The 19,800-nt window shown below is 42.1% G+C and carries 15 protein-coding genes, 1 tRNA gene, 1 pseudogene and 1 riboswitch; of the genes and pseudogenes, 1 reads left to right on the top strand and 16 read right to left on the bottom strand.

The window, feature by feature from the left end:
• Positions 1-2: 2 nt before the first annotated feature.
• The 4 genes from CIB29_RS02430 to aroC form a co-directional block, all read right to left on the bottom strand.
• Positions 3-185 carry a hypothetical protein gene (locus tag CIB29_RS02430; protein WP_094546429.1) on the bottom strand — a complete coding sequence of 61 codons (183 nt, stop codon included), beginning with the start codon at positions 183-185 and terminating at the stop codon, positions 3-5.
• 176 nt (positions 186-361) lie between these two features.
• The gene (locus CIB29_RS02425) at positions 362-1,546 is read right to left on the bottom strand and encodes an anti-sigma factor family protein (protein WP_094546427.1); all 1,185 of its coding nucleotides are present in this window, start codon (positions 1,544-1,546) and stop codon (positions 362-364) included.
• 21 nt (positions 1,547-1,567) lie between these two features.
• Positions 1,568-2,158: an RNA polymerase sigma factor gene (locus CIB29_RS02420; protein WP_094546425.1), complete on the bottom strand. Its 591-nt coding sequence runs from the start codon at positions 2,156-2,158 to the stop codon at positions 1,568-1,570.
• 133 nt (positions 2,159-2,291) lie between these two features.
• Positions 2,292-3,443, bottom strand: coding sequence for a chorismate synthase (gene aroC, locus CIB29_RS02415; protein ID WP_094546423.1), 1,152 nt, complete (start codon positions 3,441-3,443; stop codon positions 2,292-2,294).
• 245 nt (positions 3,444-3,688) lie between these two features.
• On the opposite strand from aroC, the gene CIB29_RS02410 reads away from it, so the two are divergent.
• Positions 3,689-3,776, top strand: a tRNA-Leu gene (locus tag CIB29_RS02410).
• A gap of 112 nt (positions 3,777-3,888) precedes the next feature.
• Here the strand turns inward: CIB29_RS02410 and CIB29_RS02405 are convergent.
• The 12 genes and pseudogenes from CIB29_RS02405 to CIB29_RS02350 all read right to left on the bottom strand — a co-directional run bounded on the left by CIB29_RS02405 (position 3,889) and on the right by CIB29_RS02350 (position 19,794).
• Positions 3,889-5,369, bottom strand: a pseudogene (locus CIB29_RS02405) (tyrosine-type recombinase/integrase).
• Between the two features lie 95 nt (positions 5,370-5,464).
• The gene (locus tag CIB29_RS02400) at positions 5,465-5,686 is read right to left on the bottom strand and encodes a helix-turn-helix domain-containing protein (protein WP_242867295.1); all 222 of its coding nucleotides are present in this window, start codon (positions 5,684-5,686) and stop codon (positions 5,465-5,467) included.
• A 292-nt stretch (positions 5,687-5,978) separates the two neighbouring features.
• Positions 5,979-6,428, bottom strand: a complete 450-nt coding sequence (locus CIB29_RS02395; protein WP_094546421.1) for a sigma factor-like helix-turn-helix DNA-binding protein — start codon at positions 6,426-6,428, stop codon at positions 5,979-5,981.
• Positions 6,429-6,991: 563 nt separating this feature from the next.
• A riboswitch (cyclic di-GMP riboswitch) is annotated at positions 6,992-7,081 on the bottom strand.
• 246 nt (positions 7,082-7,327) lie between these two features.
• Entirely contained in the window at positions 7,328-10,438 is a 3,111-nt protein-coding gene (locus CIB29_RS02390) for a type III restriction-modification system endonuclease (RefSeq protein ID WP_094546419.1), read from the bottom strand.
• A complete protein-coding gene (locus tag CIB29_RS02385) occupies positions 10,422-11,447 on the bottom strand; it encodes a virulence RhuM family protein (RefSeq protein WP_094546417.1) in 1,026 nt (341 codons plus the stop codon). The genes CIB29_RS02390 and CIB29_RS02385 overlap by 17 nt, the downstream gene beginning before the upstream one ends.
• Before the next feature lies 1 nt (position 11,448).
• A complete protein-coding gene (locus CIB29_RS02380; protein WP_198543718.1) occupies positions 11,449-13,437 on the bottom strand; it encodes a site-specific DNA-methyltransferase in 1,989 nt (662 codons plus the stop codon).
• Between the two features lie 2 nt (positions 13,438-13,439).
• The gene (locus CIB29_RS02375; protein WP_094546415.1) at positions 13,440-14,066 is read right to left on the bottom strand and encodes a DUF4391 domain-containing protein; all 627 of its coding nucleotides are present in this window, start codon (positions 14,064-14,066) and stop codon (positions 13,440-13,442) included.
• The gene (locus tag CIB29_RS02370; RefSeq protein ID WP_094546413.1) at positions 14,060-17,293 is read right to left on the bottom strand and encodes a helicase-related protein; all 3,234 of its coding nucleotides are present in this window, start codon (positions 17,291-17,293) and stop codon (positions 14,060-14,062) included. Before CIB29_RS02370 ends, CIB29_RS02375 begins: the two co-directional genes overlap by 7 nt.
• A 56-nt stretch (positions 17,294-17,349) precedes the next feature.
• Complete coding sequence (locus CIB29_RS02365) at positions 17,350-17,559, bottom strand: helix-turn-helix domain-containing protein (RefSeq protein ID WP_094546411.1); 210 nt, start codon at positions 17,557-17,559, stop codon at positions 17,350-17,352.
• A gap of 277 nt (positions 17,560-17,836) precedes the next feature.
• Positions 17,837-18,541 carry a JAB domain-containing protein gene (locus CIB29_RS02360; RefSeq protein ID WP_094546409.1) on the bottom strand — a complete coding sequence of 235 codons (705 nt, stop codon included), beginning with the start codon at positions 18,539-18,541 and terminating at the stop codon, positions 17,837-17,839.
• 1 nt (position 18,542) lies between these two features.
• Positions 18,543-18,779: a hypothetical protein gene (locus CIB29_RS02355; protein WP_094546408.1), complete on the bottom strand. Its 237-nt coding sequence runs from the start codon at positions 18,777-18,779 to the stop codon at positions 18,543-18,545.
• Positions 18,780-18,885: 106 nt separating this feature from the next.
• Complete coding sequence (locus CIB29_RS02350; protein WP_094546406.1) at positions 18,886-19,794, bottom strand: hypothetical protein; 909 nt, start codon at positions 19,792-19,794, stop codon at positions 18,886-18,888.
• Positions 19,795-19,800: the final 6 nt, after the last annotated feature.

Here is a 19,800-nt window from a genome sequence, read left to right as displayed (position 1 = left end):
CTTTAAGAAATATTTACTTCACTGCTTGTCCCATCATTTCTAATATTAACCGTAACCAAATCTCCTTCTTTATAGTTTGTATTCTTTAACAAGCGAACAGGAATTGCAATTTCAAACATCCCATTCTCCATTACAATATATGCATTTCCGTTTTCTATTCTATCAATTAAACCGACAAAACTCATAAAACCCTCCTGTATTTTAAGCCAAAGTTTTATTCAACATCGTAAAAGTCTATTAAAACCTTGGATTTTAGTACACAACATTATATTATAACCTAAATACTAATACTTTTGTATAATTTTCTATAAAAAGAAACAGGCTAAATTATATTACAATATAATTTAGCCTGTTTCCCATATCAGGAAGTTATTTCAAGCTCAATGGAACATTTGCCAATAGAATCTTCCAAATCAGTGATGTTATTTATCAATTGCTGCTGTTGATCTAACATTACCTGTAACTGTTCATTGATGCTATCCATTTCTTCTTGTTTGGCAGCACTCTTTAGTTTTGCTTGTAATTCTTCAATTTTTTTACTTATGCTGTCACACTGTGCAATCAGGGTTTGATATTTATCCGTTTCATCTACTTCAATATAATCGAGTTTAAATTCAATACTTGTTTTTTGAATATATTCAAGCATTTCATCATATTTTTCTTTTGAAGCTCTAATAACCGGCTTACCATCTTTGTATAAGACTGTATACTGTCCTTCATATTCAGCCAGTTTATCTTGAATTTTCTCCCATAATAATGCTGCATTCTCCTGCGTTAGTTTTACTATGGCTTTATACGCTATCAAAGGCTTTCTATCCCTATATAACCCCCTGCAAACCTGATCCTTTTTAACAGATATGTTTATATCCAGGCTTTTGTTTTCCGGACTTTGCCTGGTTCCGTCCGCTTTAGGCTCCTGTGCAGGAGGCACGGCGGGTTCTGCAGCCCCTGCCGCACTAGATTTTTGTGCTTCTTCTTTAGCTTGTACTTTCTCTTGTGAAGCAGAAAAAGCCTTAATACTCAGGGGTTGATCCGGTTTTGCAGCATCTGTTAAAACCTCTTCTTCCTCACGTACCGCAGATTCTGCTTCTAATTTTTTTTCTTCCTTTTTCGGTTCTTCCTTTGCTATCTCTGCAGCCTTGCTTGCACTATATTCAAGCTTGGCTTCACTTACATAGGCTTTTTCAGGCTTATATATAGAATCAAATATAGAACCAAAAATCTGGAATTTCATTGCCAGCACCAACAATATACCGGCTACCAATCCAGAATACATCCGCCAATTTAGATACCAAGGAGGAGTGCTGTGCTTTACATCTTGTTGGGTTTGTACGAGTTTTTGATGTAACTGCTGTTTGAAGTCAACCGGCAATTCAACTTCTTCCAAATTATTGCATGCTTCCACAATAGATTGCAAAAATTCTAGTTCTTCTCTACACTGTTCACAAGTATGGATATGCTTTTTAAAATTTAATAGTTCAACATCATTCAATTGCCCATCAATATGTAATGACATCATATCTTTTGCCTGTTCACATTTCAACATTCAAATCCCTCCTTTCACTAATTAGACGCGATAGTTTTTAAAAAGTTCCTCTCTTTTTAATAATATGCTTTTTAAGGAATTTCGTGCCCTGTTGATTCGCGATTTTACCGTTCCCAAGGAACATTGTAATGTATTGGCAATCTCATCATAGGATAATCCATTTATATCTCTTAAGATAATAACAATTTTATGTTCATCATTCAAGCTCTCTATCGCCTTTTTTACTTCATCTTTCAATTCTTTTTCTTCTACAATCTCATCAGGGTGCAGGCTTTCATCTTCGATTTGGATGTCAATTTCTCCATCCCCCAATTGGATGGTTGAATTCATAGAAATCACGGCAGTTTTCTTCCGTCTCCTCATCTCATCCAAGCATACATTGGTTGTAATCCTGTAAATCCATGTTGATAGAGAAGATTCTTCCTTAAAGTTTGCTATTGACTTGAATACTTTTAAAAATACTTCTTGGGCAACATCCGAAGCGTCGTCAGCGTTGCTCAGCATTCTATAAGCAATGTTAAAAACTTTCTTCTGATAACTTTCAATAAGTATTTCAAAAGAAGGTATATCACCATTTTTGCATTTTTGAATTAGCAATTTTTCTTGATCCACGCCTTAGTCACTCCCCTCATGAAAATAGTTCATAATCCATAGATGAGCATTTTTAATGTAAATTATGAACATTTTCATCATTGTTTTTGCCGAACAACTGATATGGAGATAGATTAAAAACTATTCAAAGTATTTACTTATCCTTTATCTGTTCCAAATAACTCCGGTAATTATTATGTATCTCCTGCAAACTATCTCCCCCAAACTTCTCCACCAGTGAGCAAGCTATCTCCCAGGCTACGATTGCTTCTGCAACGATACTGGCAGCCGGAACGGCACATACATCCGACCGTTCTATACTGGCTTCATATGGTTCTTTTGTAATAATGTCAACACTTTTCAATGGTGAATATAATGTAGGAATTGGCTTCATTGCAGCCCTTACCACCAACGGTTCTCCATTGCTCATACCACCTTCTATTCCACCGGCATGATTGGTCTTTCTGAAATACCCAGCTTCTTTTGAATAAAAAATTTCATCATGCACCTTTGATCCGGGAAGTCTTGCACTTTCAAATCCCAAACCAATCTCAACACCCTTTATTGCTTGTATACTCATCAATCCTGCTGCAATTTTGGCATCCAGCTTTCTATCCCAATGGACATAACTTCCTAGACCTATAGGTAGACCTGTAGCAACTACCTCAAATATTCCACCAACAGAATCCCCCTGCCTCTTTATTTCGTCGATGTACTCAATCATTTTTACTTCAGCATCAGGATCAGCACAACGGAGCTTGGAATTAGTTATATTTTCCTTAAAATTGCTATCTGTATATGAAGCAGAGGATTTAACCGTCCCGATTTCCACTATATGGCTCATGATACTTATACCAAAAGTTTCTATGAATTGTCGAACCAGGCTTCCTACTGCAACTCTTATTGCTGTTTCCCTTGCACTGGCCCGTTCAAGCACATTGCGGATATCTTGATGGTCATATTTTATAGAGCCACTCAGGTCTGCATGCCCGGGTCTTGGTTTAGTTACAATTCTTTCTCGTATTATTTCACCATCACCCATTATATGTTTCCAGTTTTCCCAGTCTTTGTTTTCGATTTTAAGTGCAATAGGACTGCCTAATGTCTTCCTGTCTCTGACACCCGACAGTATTTCAACACTATCTTTTTCAATTTTCATTCTTCCCCCGCGACCATAGCCGCTCTGTCGCAATTCCAGCTGTTCATTAATTTTTTTTATATCTATATAAACATTAGAAGGCATTCCTTCAATTATAGCAATTAAACACTTTCCATGAGTTTCACCTGCTGTAAGATATCTTAACATACTCCCACTCCTTAGCATTCTAAATATTTCTCCACTATATTACCAATTATTTCATAAATATTCAATAAGGTTAAACACAATTGTTGCTATTTTAACACAAATTTGTTACAAAACTATTTAATCTTAAACTTTTATATTATATTTATGGTATACTTTTTATGCTTTTAGTAAAAATTTTTTAAAAAGGTATTGCTTTTTTTTTTTAATTCCTGTATAATGTTCAATGTTCCCAAAATTAAATATATGCCGAAGTGGTGGAATTGGCAGACGCGCCGGACTCAAAATCCGGTGAGCTAATCACTCGTGTGGGTTCGAGTCCCACCTTCGGCACCAGGATCGATTGCTCTTAAAGTCGCTGTATATGCGAATTTGAGGGCTTTTTTATTTTCTTGAGATACATTCATGCTTGTCTTTCGCCTCCTTGTTGTATTGGTATTCCTCCTGCTTAAGTAGGATATACGCCGATAATTGCATTAGCTGAAGCAACCTTTGAACTAAAATCCAGGTGGGTATATATATTCGATGTAGTAGAAATATCACTATGCCCAACCATTCCTGTATTTCTTTTAGGCTAACTCCGTTAGCGTATAGTAAACTGGCGCAACTGTGGCGAAGATCGTGGAAACGAATTTTCTTCAAGTTATTGTTTTTTAAGACGATTGCAAAGTGCTGTGTAATATAATTGGGCTTGATTCTTTCCCCAATCTCATTCACATAAATGTAATCAAGATAATCTTTGCAATACGCCTTGCCGCAAACCTTTCGATTAAGTTCCTGCTCCGCTTTCAGCCTGTGGAGCAATTCTTCAAAGGGCGCAACCAGCGGCAGGGTGCGGTAGCTCGATTTTGTCTTTGTACGGTCTTTTGCTATGGTAGTAATTTTCCCATCCAATGTTACCTCGGTTACCGTATGTTTAATCGTCAATGTCTTTTTTTCAAAATCAACAGCGTCCCACTTTAGCCCTACGATCTCACTCCGGCGCAGTCCATAAAACGCGCCTAAAATCACGGCCAGTTCTATCCGTTTATTTTTTACGATAGCGAATAAGGTTTCCAGTTCGCTTGCATCGTAAACACTGCCTACGAATTTTTCCTTTCTGGGCCGCTCAATCCTGTCGGCAGGATTGAAATTAATTAGTCCAATCTTGAAAGCGTACTGCAAAGCCTTGCGGATGTTTGCATGACGATGAATAACTGTGTTGGCGCTCAATCCTTTTTCATTAAGCTCATACCGGTAATAATCCTGTATATGCTTTGGGGTTAGGTCTTTCAGTTTTATCTTTTTTCCTTCAAAATAGGGAATAATGCTGCTCTTAATACAGTAGGAATAAGACGCAAATGTAGTCATCTCAACACTGTTTTTCATCATCTCCAGCCATTCCAGCAGGAAGTCGGTAAACAATATCTGTACTTCACCAGAGGTCGGGTTCACTCTGTCCGCCGGATTATCCCGAATCAATTCAAGCTCCACAGCGTATTGCAAGGCTTCTTTGATGGCTTCGTGATATTGGAGAAGGGTACTGTTTGATACACTGTTTTCTGTTTTCTCATACTGATAGTAGCTTTCTATATCCCTCTGCTTCATTTCTGATAGCTTAATGGCGGTATTCTTAAAGTAAGGGATGATGCAGTTTTTAACATCGTATGAGTAGAGTGCATATGTTTCAGCATCCACTTTGTTTATAACATCTTTCAGCCACTTTGATAGGAAGTCTGCAAACAAAGCGTTTTTGTTACTCATTGCAGTATCGGGGTTAAACTCTTTCCTGATTTTCAAAAGCATCGCTTCGGCACGTTTTTTGTTACCCTTTATGGGAAGTCCTGTGCTGATGGACTTTGTTTGGCGTTTTCCATAAATATCTTTATAGTTGAGGATAATATGGAAATACCCGTTTTTTTCCCGTAGATGTCCTGCTACCATAATAATTAACCTCCTTGAAAAGTAACAGTTCAAATTCACCTACCACTGACGATTAGAGTGTAGCAGGCTTTATAATATAGTGCAAATGTGCAAACAAAATTTTACGCATTAGATTCCTGTACGACGTCTAAGTATTCAAAAATATGGAGCTTCGGAATTTTATAGGATCTGCCTATCTTAAAATGCTTGATTTTATTTTGTTTCAAAAGACGGTATCCGGTTTTTGTGCTGATACCTCCAAGCATTTCGCACATTTGTTCTACGTTCACTACATCCGGATATTCCCGAAAGACCAGTTTATATGCCTCATTACTCTTTAACAAAGTATCATCCCCTTTCTATGCAATGTTAAACATGCAGAATTAAGGGTACGCCATTATTTGGGTGTGCATATATGCTCGTACAATGTGGCGCACCCTTAGTCTGCGTCTCTGTCTTGGTTTTTATATTTATATATAATTATGGGTTTATACGGCGGACAGCGGTTGACCGTCCTCATAGGAATTCCACCTCCCCGTCAACGACCGGGGCGCACTCTGGGACCTAACCTCGACTATGCGCAAGTATCATTATCCCTCCGTATGTGTCATCGCCTTAAGTGTAACCAGCATTTATTTATTGCACGGGTATCGATCGCTCGCACCTTGAATTATTTTTTAAAAATTTTTCTATGCTTTTTAAGCCTTGCTCAATGGAATGTGTAACAGCAGATTTGCTCACGCCTTCAATTCTGGCTATTTCCGCTTTGCTCATGTCAAGGAAGAAATGGGCGTAGATACGCTTTGCCTGTTTTTCCGGCATGCTGTTGATAGCGGCATACAACTCCTGCTTGCTCATTTTGCGCTCATAGATTTCTTCCGGGGATAAAACCAACAAGATGACATCCTTTTCAATACCGTCGTCAGCATCAAGGGAATAGTATGCTTTGTAGACACGTCTGCGCTCAAAGTCTGCATGTTCCTTTCGGCTAAGCTGTTTAAATAGTTCTAAAATTTCATTTGTCACTTCAACAAAAAAGTCAGATTTATAGAACGGGTAGTAATCCCGCAAATTGATTCTTATCATATATGAACCTCCGTTTTGATTTTTTTAGTAGAAAAACCAAAACAGAGGGGGAGAGCGGCACCATGATGAGTATCTCAAATATGTAATAAAGTCGGGCTTGTCCAATTCAAAAAGTTGCTTATAAAAGAAATGGATTTTTCGGCATATTAGTCGAAAATATAGTTTTTTTGTCAATAAGAAAACCGCAATTTGCTTTTTACAAATTGCGGTTTTCCGGATTATTCGGCACGTATTGGATTGAGGGATAAATGGAGGACGTAATTTATACCATAGGGATGGAGGGTAAATATCCATTTTGGAGAAACCAATATCAGCATAGATATAGTTTCTATAATCCTTTATTTCTGCTATTTTAGCTTCTTTAACACAAATTCGTTTTTCATCTATAAGCACCTCACTCACTTAAAACGAAAAACAAAAATCTTGATAACGGCATCATCAATATGACAGTGATATTTTGTCGAAATATATACCTTATAATCTCAAATTAGTAATTAATTCCTTTACTGCTCACAAAAAAACCTGCTCCTTAAGAAAGGGCAGGTATTGCACGTAATATAATATGCGGCAGCAAGGTTATCATAGTGCTTAATAGCACCTTAGACCCTATGGCTTTGCGTCCCTGTCTTTTGACAGGTTTGTCCTTATCACGGATAATTTAATTGTTATTTACAACAACATCAAAATAATACCGTCATATTTGTTTAGTTATTTTCTATTTCAGCTTCACCTTTAGTGCTTGTCATACCACTTATATAAATAGTCTTTCTCATCAACTTTACCGACATAAATATCTCGTTCGGTCCATTTTTGTATACATTTCATATATTAATATTTTGTTAAAAGCACTAAAATCCCTTTTTTTACCACTGCATAATGAAATAATGAACATATTGTCCTTATAATTTTCCCATAATATTTAGCAGGCTCTGATAACTGTCTACATCATGATACTTGACCTTGCTTGTGGACAGCTGATTGAAAAGTTTCCTGGCGCATTTTATTTTGGCCTGCTCGATAGGACGCAAATTTAAGCTTTCCATTGTCCCTTTGGTCTCAGCTATGAAGTAAATGTGTTTTACCGTACCTTCATAAAAGGCAATCGCCCAGTCCGGCGAGTAGTTGCCCACCGGAGTAGGAATAGCAAAGCCTTTCGGCAGCTTGGCATAGACACAGACTTCATCGGCTTTGTCCATATCTTCCGCAAAGCGGCGTTCGACGCTCTTTTCAGCGGTTCCGTCTGTAAATACATAATCCTGGATGTTTTTCTTTGCCCGGAATGCTTTTGCAAAATCGCCCGTTCCTTTTTCAGCGGTGAAAATGCTGCTGTCATACTGCTTTTCAATCTGGTCATAAGAAATATGCTCTACAATCATGGTGGCTTTTTGTTCTTTTATTAAGCGTATTGCTTTGGCAATGAACTCTTCAGGATTCTGCTTAAAGCATGCAAATACCGGCTTTTCAAGGCCTGCCAGTATTGCCGCGACCGTGCGTCGGGTGAGAGTGGTGCCTTCGGCAATTTTACCTATCAAGTCGTATTTTATCTGGCTTGTTGCAGCGTGCTTCAGGGTTTCCGTCCTGGCATTTTCCCGGACAAAGCTGTTTCCGAGGGCAATGGCGTTCCCGTCCAGCTCGTCTGCCTGCCTGCCGACGGTAACCGTGTATTGAAGCTGGGAAACATACATGTTTTCATTGATATGTTTAATGGCTTTTTCTATGAGTTCCCGGCTGTCAAACTCGACTGTGTAGGCATACTGACGGTTAATATAATTCCAGAGGGTCTGAAATTCCTTTTTATAGAAATTCTCGTTAAGGGCGTTTTCCGGAATTTTGGTCTTGTTGCCGTTTTCTATCATCCTGCTTAAGACGCTCTCGTCAAACACACTCTGGATCAACGCATGCACACCTTCACCAAAGGGCGCGAGGGGTTCAGGCAGCGGAGCCAAACAGTTGTTTTCCAGGTCTGTCCGGTATGCTTCCGTAATGCCGTCGTTGTTGTCAATATAATCGTTCTTAATGAGATAGCGGTAGATGTCCCTGGCCTCTTGCATATTAAGTACATGCGTTTTCTCTCCGACCATAACGGTCTTGCCTGTAAAATATTCCACCGTTGCTTTTGTGGGCCGTTCATACAAGGCCTCTTTGATGCCGGTCTGCAAATCGGCGACAAAATTTTTATAGCCTTCGCTGGCGATAACCGTCAGCACGTTGATGGAGTGGACGGAATCGGCGCACTTTTCCACGTCCATCCGTTCTCCTCTTTGGTTTACACACAGGCGCAGGCCGCGGCCCACTTCCTGGCGCTTTTGGGTGGGGCTTGCGCCGCCGTGCTTCAATGTGCAGATCTGAAAAACATTGGGGTTGTCCCAGCCTTCCCGCAGGGCCGAGTGGGAAAAGATAAAGCGCACCGGTTCATCAAAGCTTAAGAGGCGTTCTTTATCTTTAAGAATCAGGTCATAGGCGGAAATGTCGTCGCTTTCATCACTTCCCCGTTTGGTAGGACTGTCCACCTTGCGGCCGTGCTTGTCAATGCTGAAATACCCCGCGTGGGTTTTGGCGGGATCAATGCTTTTCAGGTAACGGACGTAAGGCGTGTCTTCAAGAGTGATGTAATCGTTCAGCACGCTGATATACTCCTGCTCGAACATTTCTCCGTATTCGGAGTTGACTTCTTCCCCAGCCTCGTTATACTTACGGTACTTGGCCACTTCGTCTATAAAGAACAGGGAAAGGGTCTTGATGCCCAGTTCAAACAGGTGTTTTTCCTTTTCAAAATGCGAAATAATGGTCTCCCGGATTTGGATCCGGCGCATGTCCTTTTCGGAAACATCACCGATAACCTCTCCCCGGGACAATACCACACCGTTGGTAAAGGTTACAGTACCGCGTATGGGGTCAATATCGCTGATAACGTACCCCTTATACTGTTCCATTTCGTTGGATTCAACATAAAGGTCGTCGCCCACACCGAGGATGCGCGCTTCGCGCTTGATATTGACAGATTTTTTGTGTTCAATCTCCAGCTTGATTTTGGCCATCGGCGGCTTTTTGGGCGAGATAATGATATTCTCAAGGAACAAATACCTGTCGGTCCCTCTGAGATTCTTGACTTCAAATCCTTTGACCTCGATTTTCTTGACCAGCCGTTTATTGTAAGCATCCACCGCATCCAGGACATAGACCAGGTTATGGTGCTGGACATGGGTGGCCGAGTAGTTCAGGCAGAACAGGGGATTAAAATTAGCCAGTGCTTTCTGGGTCTTGTCTCCGCCCATTTTCTGCGGCTCATCCAGAATGAGGATGGGGCGATTGGCCTTTATGACGTCAATAGGCCTGCGGCTGCCGAATTCATCCAGTTTTTCATAAATGCGGCGGGCTTCCTTGCTCCTGGCATCCTCTTTCAATGATGTATTAAAGGCCTGGATATTGATAATCATGACGTTTATCCCGCTGCTGGCACTGAAGTTGTCAAGTTCGGTCAAATTTTGGCTGTTGTAGACAAAAAAGCGGGCTTTCTTGCCGTAATGCTCCATGAAGTGATCCTGGGTAATTTGAAAAGTCTTATATACTCCCTCACGGATAGCAATAGAAGGAACCACCACAATAAACTTGCTCCAGCCGTAACGCTTATTCAGTTCAAAAATGGTCTTTATGTAGACATAGGTTTTGCCTGTGCCGGTTTCCATTTCCACGTCTAGGCTGCAGGCCCCCAGGTGGCTGACCAAAGTCTCGGACTGCTTTATGTTGTTGCGGGCCTGCATGTTGCGGATGTTTTGCAGAAGCTGCCCGGGGGAAAGCGTAAGCCGGGCGTTTTCAAAGCCGATGGCTACATCATCATCCGGAGAGCCAGGCTCGTTAAACAAGGATATTTGGGTATACTGATGTTTCTTGTTAATGCCCAAATCTCGCACATAACTGACACGGTCTGAAAAGGGCTGCCCTGCAAATATGTTTACGACGCTGTTGACGGCGTCGGTTTGATATTGCTGTATTTTAAATTGGAACTTCATGATTTTTCTCCCGTCCAATTGATTTTACATGGTTTTCAAGCTGCTTGACATCGGTCTTAGCAAGCATTTTGCGGTGAGCATCGAATTTTTCATATTCATTCTCCGCCAGTTGTTTTGCAATTTCTGCAGTTATAGTTCCATAGTTATTCAATACTTCCCGGCCGGTAAACCGCAAAAATGAGTCAAGTTTCTCTTCCCAGTCTGCCATGTGCATAGGGATATGACGCTTAGCTTGATCTTCCGCATAGTCAAGATACATGGTTACAATTCGATTGAGTTCCGAAATTTCATCCTTGGTAAGATAGTTTTTGGCAATAGAGACGTCGCTTTTGCGAACTACAGCCCCCTTAAATGAGGTCAGACCCATGTTCGGTTTGCTTGCGTCTGCACGTGAGGCAATTAATTCCGCAGCCGTATGGCCGTGAACGCTGTAGTGCATCTTGTTTTGTACATTCGCAAAAAAGCGTATAGCTGCCTCGCTTTTGGGATCATAGTCCACAGAAGTTGCATAAATTTCTTTTACCTTTTCATAGAAACGCTTTTCCGAAGCACGGATGTCTCTGATACGCTCAAGCAGCTCATCAAAATAGTCGGCTCCAAAAGGCTGTGGGTTCTTCAGCCGCTCGTCGTTCATCGCAAAGCCCTTTTTGCTGTATTCCGTCAAAACACCAGACGCCCAGTTGCGGAAATGGATGCCAACATGCGAACGGACACGATAACCAATAGCAAGGATCATCTGGAAATTATAATGCTTTACATGCCTTTCTATTTGTCTGCCGCCTTCATTTTGAACTTGTAAGAATTCCTTACAAGTTGATTCTTCCATCAATTCACCATCTGAATAAATATTTTTAATGTGCATGGTAATGTTTTGCGGTGACGTTTGATAGAGCCTTGCAAGATTTTTTTGTGAAAGCCAGATATCGCCATTTTCAAAATAGACGTCAATTTTCGTATCGCCTTTCTCATTTTGATAAATTAAAATTTTACCCAGCTCTTGTTCTCTCATCTTATAACACCTTCCTCACCGTTGACGGGCTGTAGGTTTCAAAAATCTGCTCAAAGTTGGCGGCGACGCTGTCGCTGGCCATGCCGCTATCGCGGAAAACGGCGTAATAGGGCTGCTTTTTGGCAATCTCCCTGACCACCTCATCGGTGACGTCATTGTCAAAGCAGGCCATCAGGTACCCGTCCGCCACATTAAACACTTTTTTGCCGCCGATGACCATTTCTTCGATTTTGCTGGACAATAGCACGCCCAAATCCAGCATGACCTGGAAGAGCAGATCCTCCGGAGTGCGGTCGGGCTTTATGTTGTCTGTCAGGGAGGAGAGCAAATCCTGGGTATATTCGTCAGGCCTGTAGTATACATCCTGCATGTTGGTGGAATCCACTTTCAGGACGCGGAAACCGGTATCCAGTTTGCCTGCCGCTTCCGGATGCTCCTCCAGTATTTTTTTGCCTGCCCGGCGGATGCGCTCCTTCCCGATTTCGGCAATGGTTTTATACCCTGCTTTATAGGCTTCGGATTTTTCATCGCAAGGCTCAGGCAGCTGCACCATGATGAATTTGCGGTTGCCGCCGTCTTCGGCGTTAAGCTGCATAACCGCATGGGCAGTGGTAGCGGAGCCGGAGAAGAAATCCATTATAATGGCATTTTTATCTCGGACAGATGCTATCAGTTTTTGAATCAAACGCACAGGTTTCGGATAGTCCATTAATTTTTGAATACCAAAAATCAGTCTTAGTTCTTCATCAGCGTCTTCGTTAGATCCCCATCCACTATCAAATAGATTATTTAGGTTTATAGGTGTGTTATACTGTGTATCTTGATTTTCCCCCACTCTTGGCAATATATCTTTAAGTGTTTTATATCTTGTATCATTAACAATTCGACGCAAATAAAGATCACGTGTAATATAAAGCTCTTTCTTTTGGGCATATGTGGTCATTGCTGTTTGGGAATAACGCCAATTGCCTTCTAATATTAGATCTTCGGCAAGCAAACCATTTTTTATAACCATATCAGAATGAAGTACAATGCTCATTGTTGTATCTGAGATTTCAGAACCTTTTGGCATAAAAAAGTCTTTATCCTTGTACTTGCTTTCAATGCCAGCAGGAATAATTCGTAATTCTCGTTTGTTTACTGCATTAATACAAGGATAGGTTTCGGAATTAGTATTGATTTCACCTATGAGTCCCTCAAAGGAATTTATGCTTTTGCAAAAAACAAGTACATATTCTTTTATATTTGTAATAGATTTTGAGAGAAACGAACCTTTCTTTTTCTTTTCCCAAACTAGTTGTGCAATAAAATTTTGGAGACCAAAAATTTCATCGCAGATTTTTTTCAGATTCTCTACTTCATTATCATCAATACTTATAAAAATAACCCCGTCATCACTCAACAGATCCTTAGCCAGTTTCAGTCTCGGGTACATCATATTCAGCCAGTCTGTATGAAAACGCCCGTTGCTTTCTAAGTTTGGGACAAGGCGGTTGCCGTCCTCGTCAAACTGCCCGCTGTTGGCAAGGTACTCGTCCGCACTTTGCGCAAAGTCGTCCTCATAGACAAAGTCGTTGCCGGTATTGTACGGCGGGTCTATGTAGATCATCTTTACTTTCCCTAGATAGGTTTCCTGCAGCAGCTTGAGTGCGTCCAGGTTGTCGCCTTCAATATACAGATTCTCAGTCTTGTCGAAATCCACGCTCTCCTCGCGGCAGGGGCGCAGGGTTTTGGCGATGGGGGCGTTGGCCAGCAGGATGGACTTTTTCTTGTCCGGCCAGGTGAACTGGTAGCGTTCCTCCGGGCCTTCCACTATAAAATCCGACAGCTCCTGCCGCAGTACGTCAAAATCAATGGCGTGCTCAATGATGGGCGTGCCGTCTTCACGATAGCCTTTGATGACCTCGGTCAAGGTATTGGGAAACAGCTCGGCAATCTTTTTGATATTTTCATCTACTTTGTTTGCAGAGTGCATTTTCAGCTTGTCCATGCTCATTCTCCTTTTTCCTCGGCTAATTTTTTCTTTAAACCCTGAAGTCGGGTAAACAGTTCAAAGCGTTTTTTCGGCTGCTTTTCGCTGCGGGATAACCGTTCCAGTTTGTCAATCTCTTTTTGAAGTTTCAGGATGGTATCCTGCTTCTTTAATTTTTCATCAACAGTAAGGCTATCGCAGGAGGGAATAATATTTTCCTGCAGGGCAATCTGCTCAATGAACCCTTCCCATATGCTGTCGAGATTCAGCCCTCTGGCTTCAAGCCTTAGGTCTATAAGCGGTGTCCAGTCTGTTTTATAAAGCTTGCCGTAATAAAGCGCAAGTTGTCCCTGCTCCTGAAATTTGAGCAAAAAAAGCAGCTTGTGAGCGTTCTGCCGGGCTATACTTTCTACAATTCTATAGTCTAATTCCTGTTTTTTTAATTCAATGGAAAGCACAAGAATTTCAGAAGTCTCTCCGCTCTTTTCGAGATTTAAAGTATCCGGCGACAGCTTGTACTCTATACTTATGCGTTTTATATCGGATACGAATTTCTCTTTGAGTTCGCTGCTTAAATTTAAGTTTTTATAAAATGCCTCCTTGGGCATGTTCCGCCCGACGAATGCTTTCTCCGGAAATTTTAGCATCCTATCACCACCATGAAGCAGATCAGTTCAAAGTCGTCAAGACCGGAAATGTTGCCGGTCAGGAAGGTGGTTTCGCCATTCCCGAAAAAGCTGTCTATATCCCTTTCTTCTTTAACGGTTATTATTGAAGCGACTGCCTGTCGTAGCAGCTGGGATACGCGGTCCATTTTCCTGCCGTCGTTGGTTTCCCGGTTGAAAATATGGCAGGCCTCCATATCGGGTTTTGTTTTGCCCCTGGAGAGATGGCGCATGGTATCCAGGGTGGCTTTTGGCTCCAAATGATTGCAGATGACCTCCCCGTCATCCCCGATGTATACCATGTAAAAAGGGTGAAGGCGGTTTTGGTTTTCAATGTTTATGGCTTTATTCACGTTCTTCAGGATAAATATTACTCCGGGCTTTTCTCCCCGTATCACGGCGTGAATGCCGTAGGGAGTCCGGTCTAAATCTGGATGTTCCTTGACATAAGCCAGCAAGTCCATCCTGAAATCATTCAGCCCCAGATCCATAATGGAAATGCCTGTGGTCATATCCTCAAGGTCAACCACTTCATTCTGCAGTTTTTCCAGCTGGGCCCGGCGATAGGCCAAATCGCCGTTTTCGTCCTGGTTGATGTAGTCATCGTCGCCAGTGGCGGTCATGACGGAAATCCGCATTCTCGCTTCCACGCGTTCCTTCAGGTTTATGTAGTCGTCCAGCGCCAAATCCGGCCAGAAGTTGACAAGCTGGATCACTTTGTTTTTGCTGCCAATGCGGTCAATACGGCCGAAACGCTGGATAATGCGCACCGGGTTCCAGTGGATGTCGTAATTGATGCACCAGTCGCAGTCCTGCAGGTTCTGTCCTTCGGAAATGCAGTCGGTGGCAATCAGGATGTCAATATTGTTGTTATTGTTCGGCATTACCAGGTCCTTCTCCTTAGAAATTGGAGAAAAACAGGTCAAAATCGTGTTCATGTCAGCAGGGAATTTGGGTATGGTGGTTCTTCCCTCAATTGAGCCTGTAATCAGGGCGCAGTCCAGTCCGAATTTTTTCTTCACAAAAGGACTGACATTTTCATACAGATACTCCGCCGTATCGGCAAAGGCCGTAAAGATAATGATTTTTTTATTATCCGGATTAATGGGGTTTGTGACTTTCTTCTCGATAACCCGCAAAAGCTCATTCAGTTTATAGTCATACTCCGGAGTAATATCTTCAATCATCAAAATCAGAAGTTCCAAAACTTCCAGATCGGCAGACAAATCCCGCTGCCAGGAGAGATAATCCATGTCGCTCAAATCAATTTTAAATTTTCTGCCGACGTTGATAATATCAATATTCTGATCATCCAGATCAAGTTCGCCAAAGTCATGAACATCCTGCACGGTAACTTCCTCGCCGGACCGGAAGCTGTCAATCAGATCTAGGGTGTAATGTATTTGTTCATAGATGCGTTTTACAGTTAACTTAAATGAATGCACCGAGCTTTCCATCCTCTTAAGCAGATTTATGCTCATCAAACGGCGGATGCCTTCCTCGCGCCCTTTTTGCGAAAGCTGCCTGCTGTGTTCTGAATCCAAATCGATATATTTGCCAAGCCTGCTGGGAAGGATATAGTTTGTTGGCGTATAGATGGACAGATTAAGCTGCATGAGCTGTTCATAAATCTGCTCATAATTGATGGCATTGTTCAGCGTAGTCAGTTTGGGACGCAAGGAAAGCGGCTTGTTACGTTCCGGGAAACTGCCTATTTCGGATATGTCATAGTAGCGCTGAATATGTTTACGGGAGCGGGCAATGGTCACGCTGTCCAAAACTTCAAAAAAGTCAAAATCCAGCTGCTTAAGCAGGGAAGCCGTTGTACGGGATTCAGGCGGTAGCTTGCTCCAGGCGTTATATACCTTTTGAGCTTGCCGGAAAATAGTATCAATGTCTGTTTTGGTGTTCAGCTTTTCATTGATTAACTCTGACTTTCCCTCGTAGGCTAAGGCCAGTTGGTTGCGCAGGTCATAAAAACGGTTATTCACCGGGGTGGCGGAGAGCATTAAAACCTTAGTCTTTACGCCGGGGCGGATGACTTTATTGAGCAGTCTAAGATAGCGGTTTTCTTTTTCTCCATACTCACCCGTTACAGCGCCGCCGTTGCGAAAATTATGGGATTCATCGATAACGACGAGGTCGTAGTTGCCCCAGTTGATGCGGTCGAGGGGCAAGCCAATAACAGAATCACCTCGTTCGCGAGACAAATCGGTATGGAAAAGAACGTCGTAACGCAGGCGGTCTTTGGCCAGCGGGTTGTTGATCAGATTGCCACGATAAGTTAGCCAGTTATCCTTCAGCTTTTTTGGGCAAAGAACGAGGACATTCTTGTTCCTGTTTTCATAGTACTTGATGACGGCAAGGGCTGTGAAGGTTTTGCCTAAGCCCACACTGTCCGCCAGGATGCAGCCGTTGTATTGCTCAAGCTTGTTAATGATTGCCAGGGCGGCGTCTTTCTGAAAGCTGTACAGTTTGTTCCAGATAACGCTGTTTTTGAAACCGGTTGCTTCATTGGGCAGCACATCTTCGGAAATATCCTCAAGGAATTCGCTGAAAATGTTATATAAGGTCATAAAATATATAAGCTCCGCGGGGTTTTCCTGGTAAACAGCCGATATGGATTCGATTACTTCTTCCGTTACATCCTGAAGGCGGCTTTCATCGTTCCATATGCTGTCGAACAGGCGGATATATTCACTGCTGAAGGGAGCCTCAAATTTATTCACCATATTATAGATGTTGTTGCCGCGCTCGCAGCCAATATCAACGGTTGTAAACCCGTTTATCGGCAGGTAAGTCAGCTGCTGGTCGTTTGTTTGTATGTTAAGAAATCCGCTCATCCCGGAATTGGTGGAATTTGACTTGAAGGTTACCTTTTTGCGAATCCAATCCGCACATTCCCGGGCAATAGCTTTTTGGGTAAGCTCGTTCCTTAACTTTATTTCAAATTCTGTCCCGTAAAGGCTGCGTTCCCTATGTAATCGTGGAATGTAGAATTCCCGCTTTTCTTTTGGCGATTTTTCGGCGACGAATGTGGGGGATGTAAAGATAAACCGCATGGAATCAATTTTCTGCAGCTGCGCTTTCAATTCCTTATAGGCATAAATTGAAAAACAGGCAGCCGCAACAGAAATCCGGCTTCCCGGCATGATAACCTGTGTTAAGTCGTCCTTGACAATTTTCGTTATATTATTGAATACTTCCACAAAAACACCCCCGCCTGAGATCATTCAAAAGTATTGTCTATATAACCGTACAGTTACTAATCTTCGTCATTTGTAATTTCCATAATATCTGAAATATCACATTTTAAAGCTTTGCAAATCTTCACAAGCACATCCGTTGTTACATTTTCATTTTTACCTAATTTAGCTATGGACGTTTGGCTGATTCCGGCTGCTGCACGCAAATCCTTTTTCTTCATATCTTTATCAATCAACAGCTTCCAAAGTTTTTTGTAACTGACGGCCATAAATTGCCACCTCGCATGATTTCTGTCAAATTTATCTAGTATTATATCATTCATATGACTGAATCTCAATAGAAATATCCAAGAACGCAAAGATTTTATCTGAATCCATTTTATCTGAATATAAGGTTTTTCCTGATACACTGTCACCTCTCAATTTAGAGCATACTTATGAGTTGACAGTGTACCTACTGGTTTGTGCAAAGTTATGCTTACTGCTGTGTCTATAATTTTGATATTGGTGCTGGTTTAACATAGGAGAGGGTTCTTCATGTTTGATTTAACGCGAATGCGTATCTTGAAACCTAATCTGCCTTTCCTTTGCAGGTACAGCGCCTAATACAATAGCATCATAATTTGCCGTACCTTTGCTCTGGTAGGGAACAATCCCTTTTTCTGCCATGGAAGAATAGCTTGTGCCACTCACAATAATGTGGTCTAAAACTTTGATCTCAAGGGGATGAAAAATGTCAACCATTCTCTGTGTCAATGCCCTATCCTCCGGAGAAAAATTTTTGGAGCCTCCGGGATGGTTATGGGCTAAAATCATTGCATTGCAATCACAAGCAAGGGCATATTTCAATATTTCTCTTGGATAAACCGCCGTTTGTCCGATACTCCCTTCCGACATGGTCTTTGTTTCGATGATGTTGTTGCCGCTGTCTAAAAAAGCCACCATAAACCTTTCTTTATCCTTCATTCCTCCCAAAAGGGCTAAAAAATATTGGCCTGCTAAGGTTGATGAATTGAGCGTGACCTTCTCATTGCTTTCATAGATTTTCAAAATGTTGTAAGAAGCAATAAACTCATTGAGCAGCCCTATCTTTTCAAGCTGCTTCTCATTTGGTTCCATGATGTGGGGATGCTCCAGGATGTTAAAGGGGTTGTTTTCTTTTACATACTGCTGAACCTTTTTATAGGGTAGTCCTGTTAAAATTGTAAGCCCTTTCAAAAATTTCTCGGTATGCAATGTATCCTGCTTCATGCTATGCCCGCCCCCTTTTTACATCAACTATTTCAATAATGGCTTTTATGCTTTTTAGCTTTTCGGAAGTCTCAGGAGGTAAGTCCACCGATTCAAGATGCAGAAAAAAGTTTTTAATCCCTATACTTTGAAAGTACTTATGGATTCTCTCTTTTGCGTCCGCATCCAGATCAATCAATTCAGCCAATAATTCCACACACTTTATATATTCCGTATCCCTTAATTTTTCTAAATTCATCTGTTTTTCCACCTTTCATATGATTTGATCATTAAACTATTTTGTTTATTTTCTGATGTCTTCCACTATGAGCTGCGATTTCCTATGGAGACAGGGTAATATCCGCCTAACTGCCGACAAGGCGCATAAATAACTGTTGATATTCGTCTTTCATCAGCTCGTTAAGCATTTTCACCTGATCCGGATTGAAGCCGTACTCGGCAATCATGTCCGTATGGGATTTGAAGGTTATATTGATATGCAGGATGGTTTCGGTGGTGGTGATGGTTTCCGTGGTTTCATTGCCGTCCTCGTCAGTGGTGGTTACCGTTTCCTCATGCTCAATGGTTTCTATCCAATAGTCGATTTTGTTCATGTCCCAAAAGACGTCCCGCAGGATTCCCACCTTTGTATCGTCAAGGGTGGCAACCTCCATGCCTTTTTCCGGATCGGCAGTTACTTTTACCGCATAGACCGTCAGGATTTCCCGCCATTGGTTTGCGGAGATGCTGTCGCTGCCGGACAACTCCAAGGTGTCATGGGGATTTTCATCCTGTATCCGCTGGATTTCCGCCGTGAACTCTTCGTTAAGCTTGCTGACAGCCTCCGTCATGACCGGCGTGTTTCCGCCGGGGCTTTCATTGGAATAGAATATGCCGAATGCTGAACCTAATAAAAACCCCGCAAGGCATATCACAAGAATGACCACCACAGCTGTCCAGCCGCCGACAGCAATCAGGGCGGTCAGGCCCTTGGCTGCCGCGATGATCGCCTTTATGGCAGCCGCCATTGCCTTCGCTGCTGTCTTTGCCGAAACAGCCGCCGCTCTTGCCGCCAGCCGCGCTGCCTGTTCTGCCCTTTGAGTGGTCTGAGCGGTTTTGGCGGCGGTTTTTGCCGTCTGCGAGGTCTTAACGGCAGCTTTTGCGGTATGGTCTGCGGTTTTGATGGATTTAGCGGCTGTTTTTAGCGTACCTTTTGTGGCTTCCTTTACAGCCTTGTCACCGGTTTTGACCGATCTTTGCGCCGTTTTTACCATACCTTT

The sequence above is a fragment of the Petroclostridium xylanilyticum genome, from assembly GCF_002252565.1.
Taxonomy (GTDB): Bacteria; Bacillota; Clostridia; order SK-Y3; family SK-Y3; genus Petroclostridium; species Petroclostridium xylanilyticum.
This window is presented reverse-complemented; position numbering and strand designations above follow the sequence as displayed.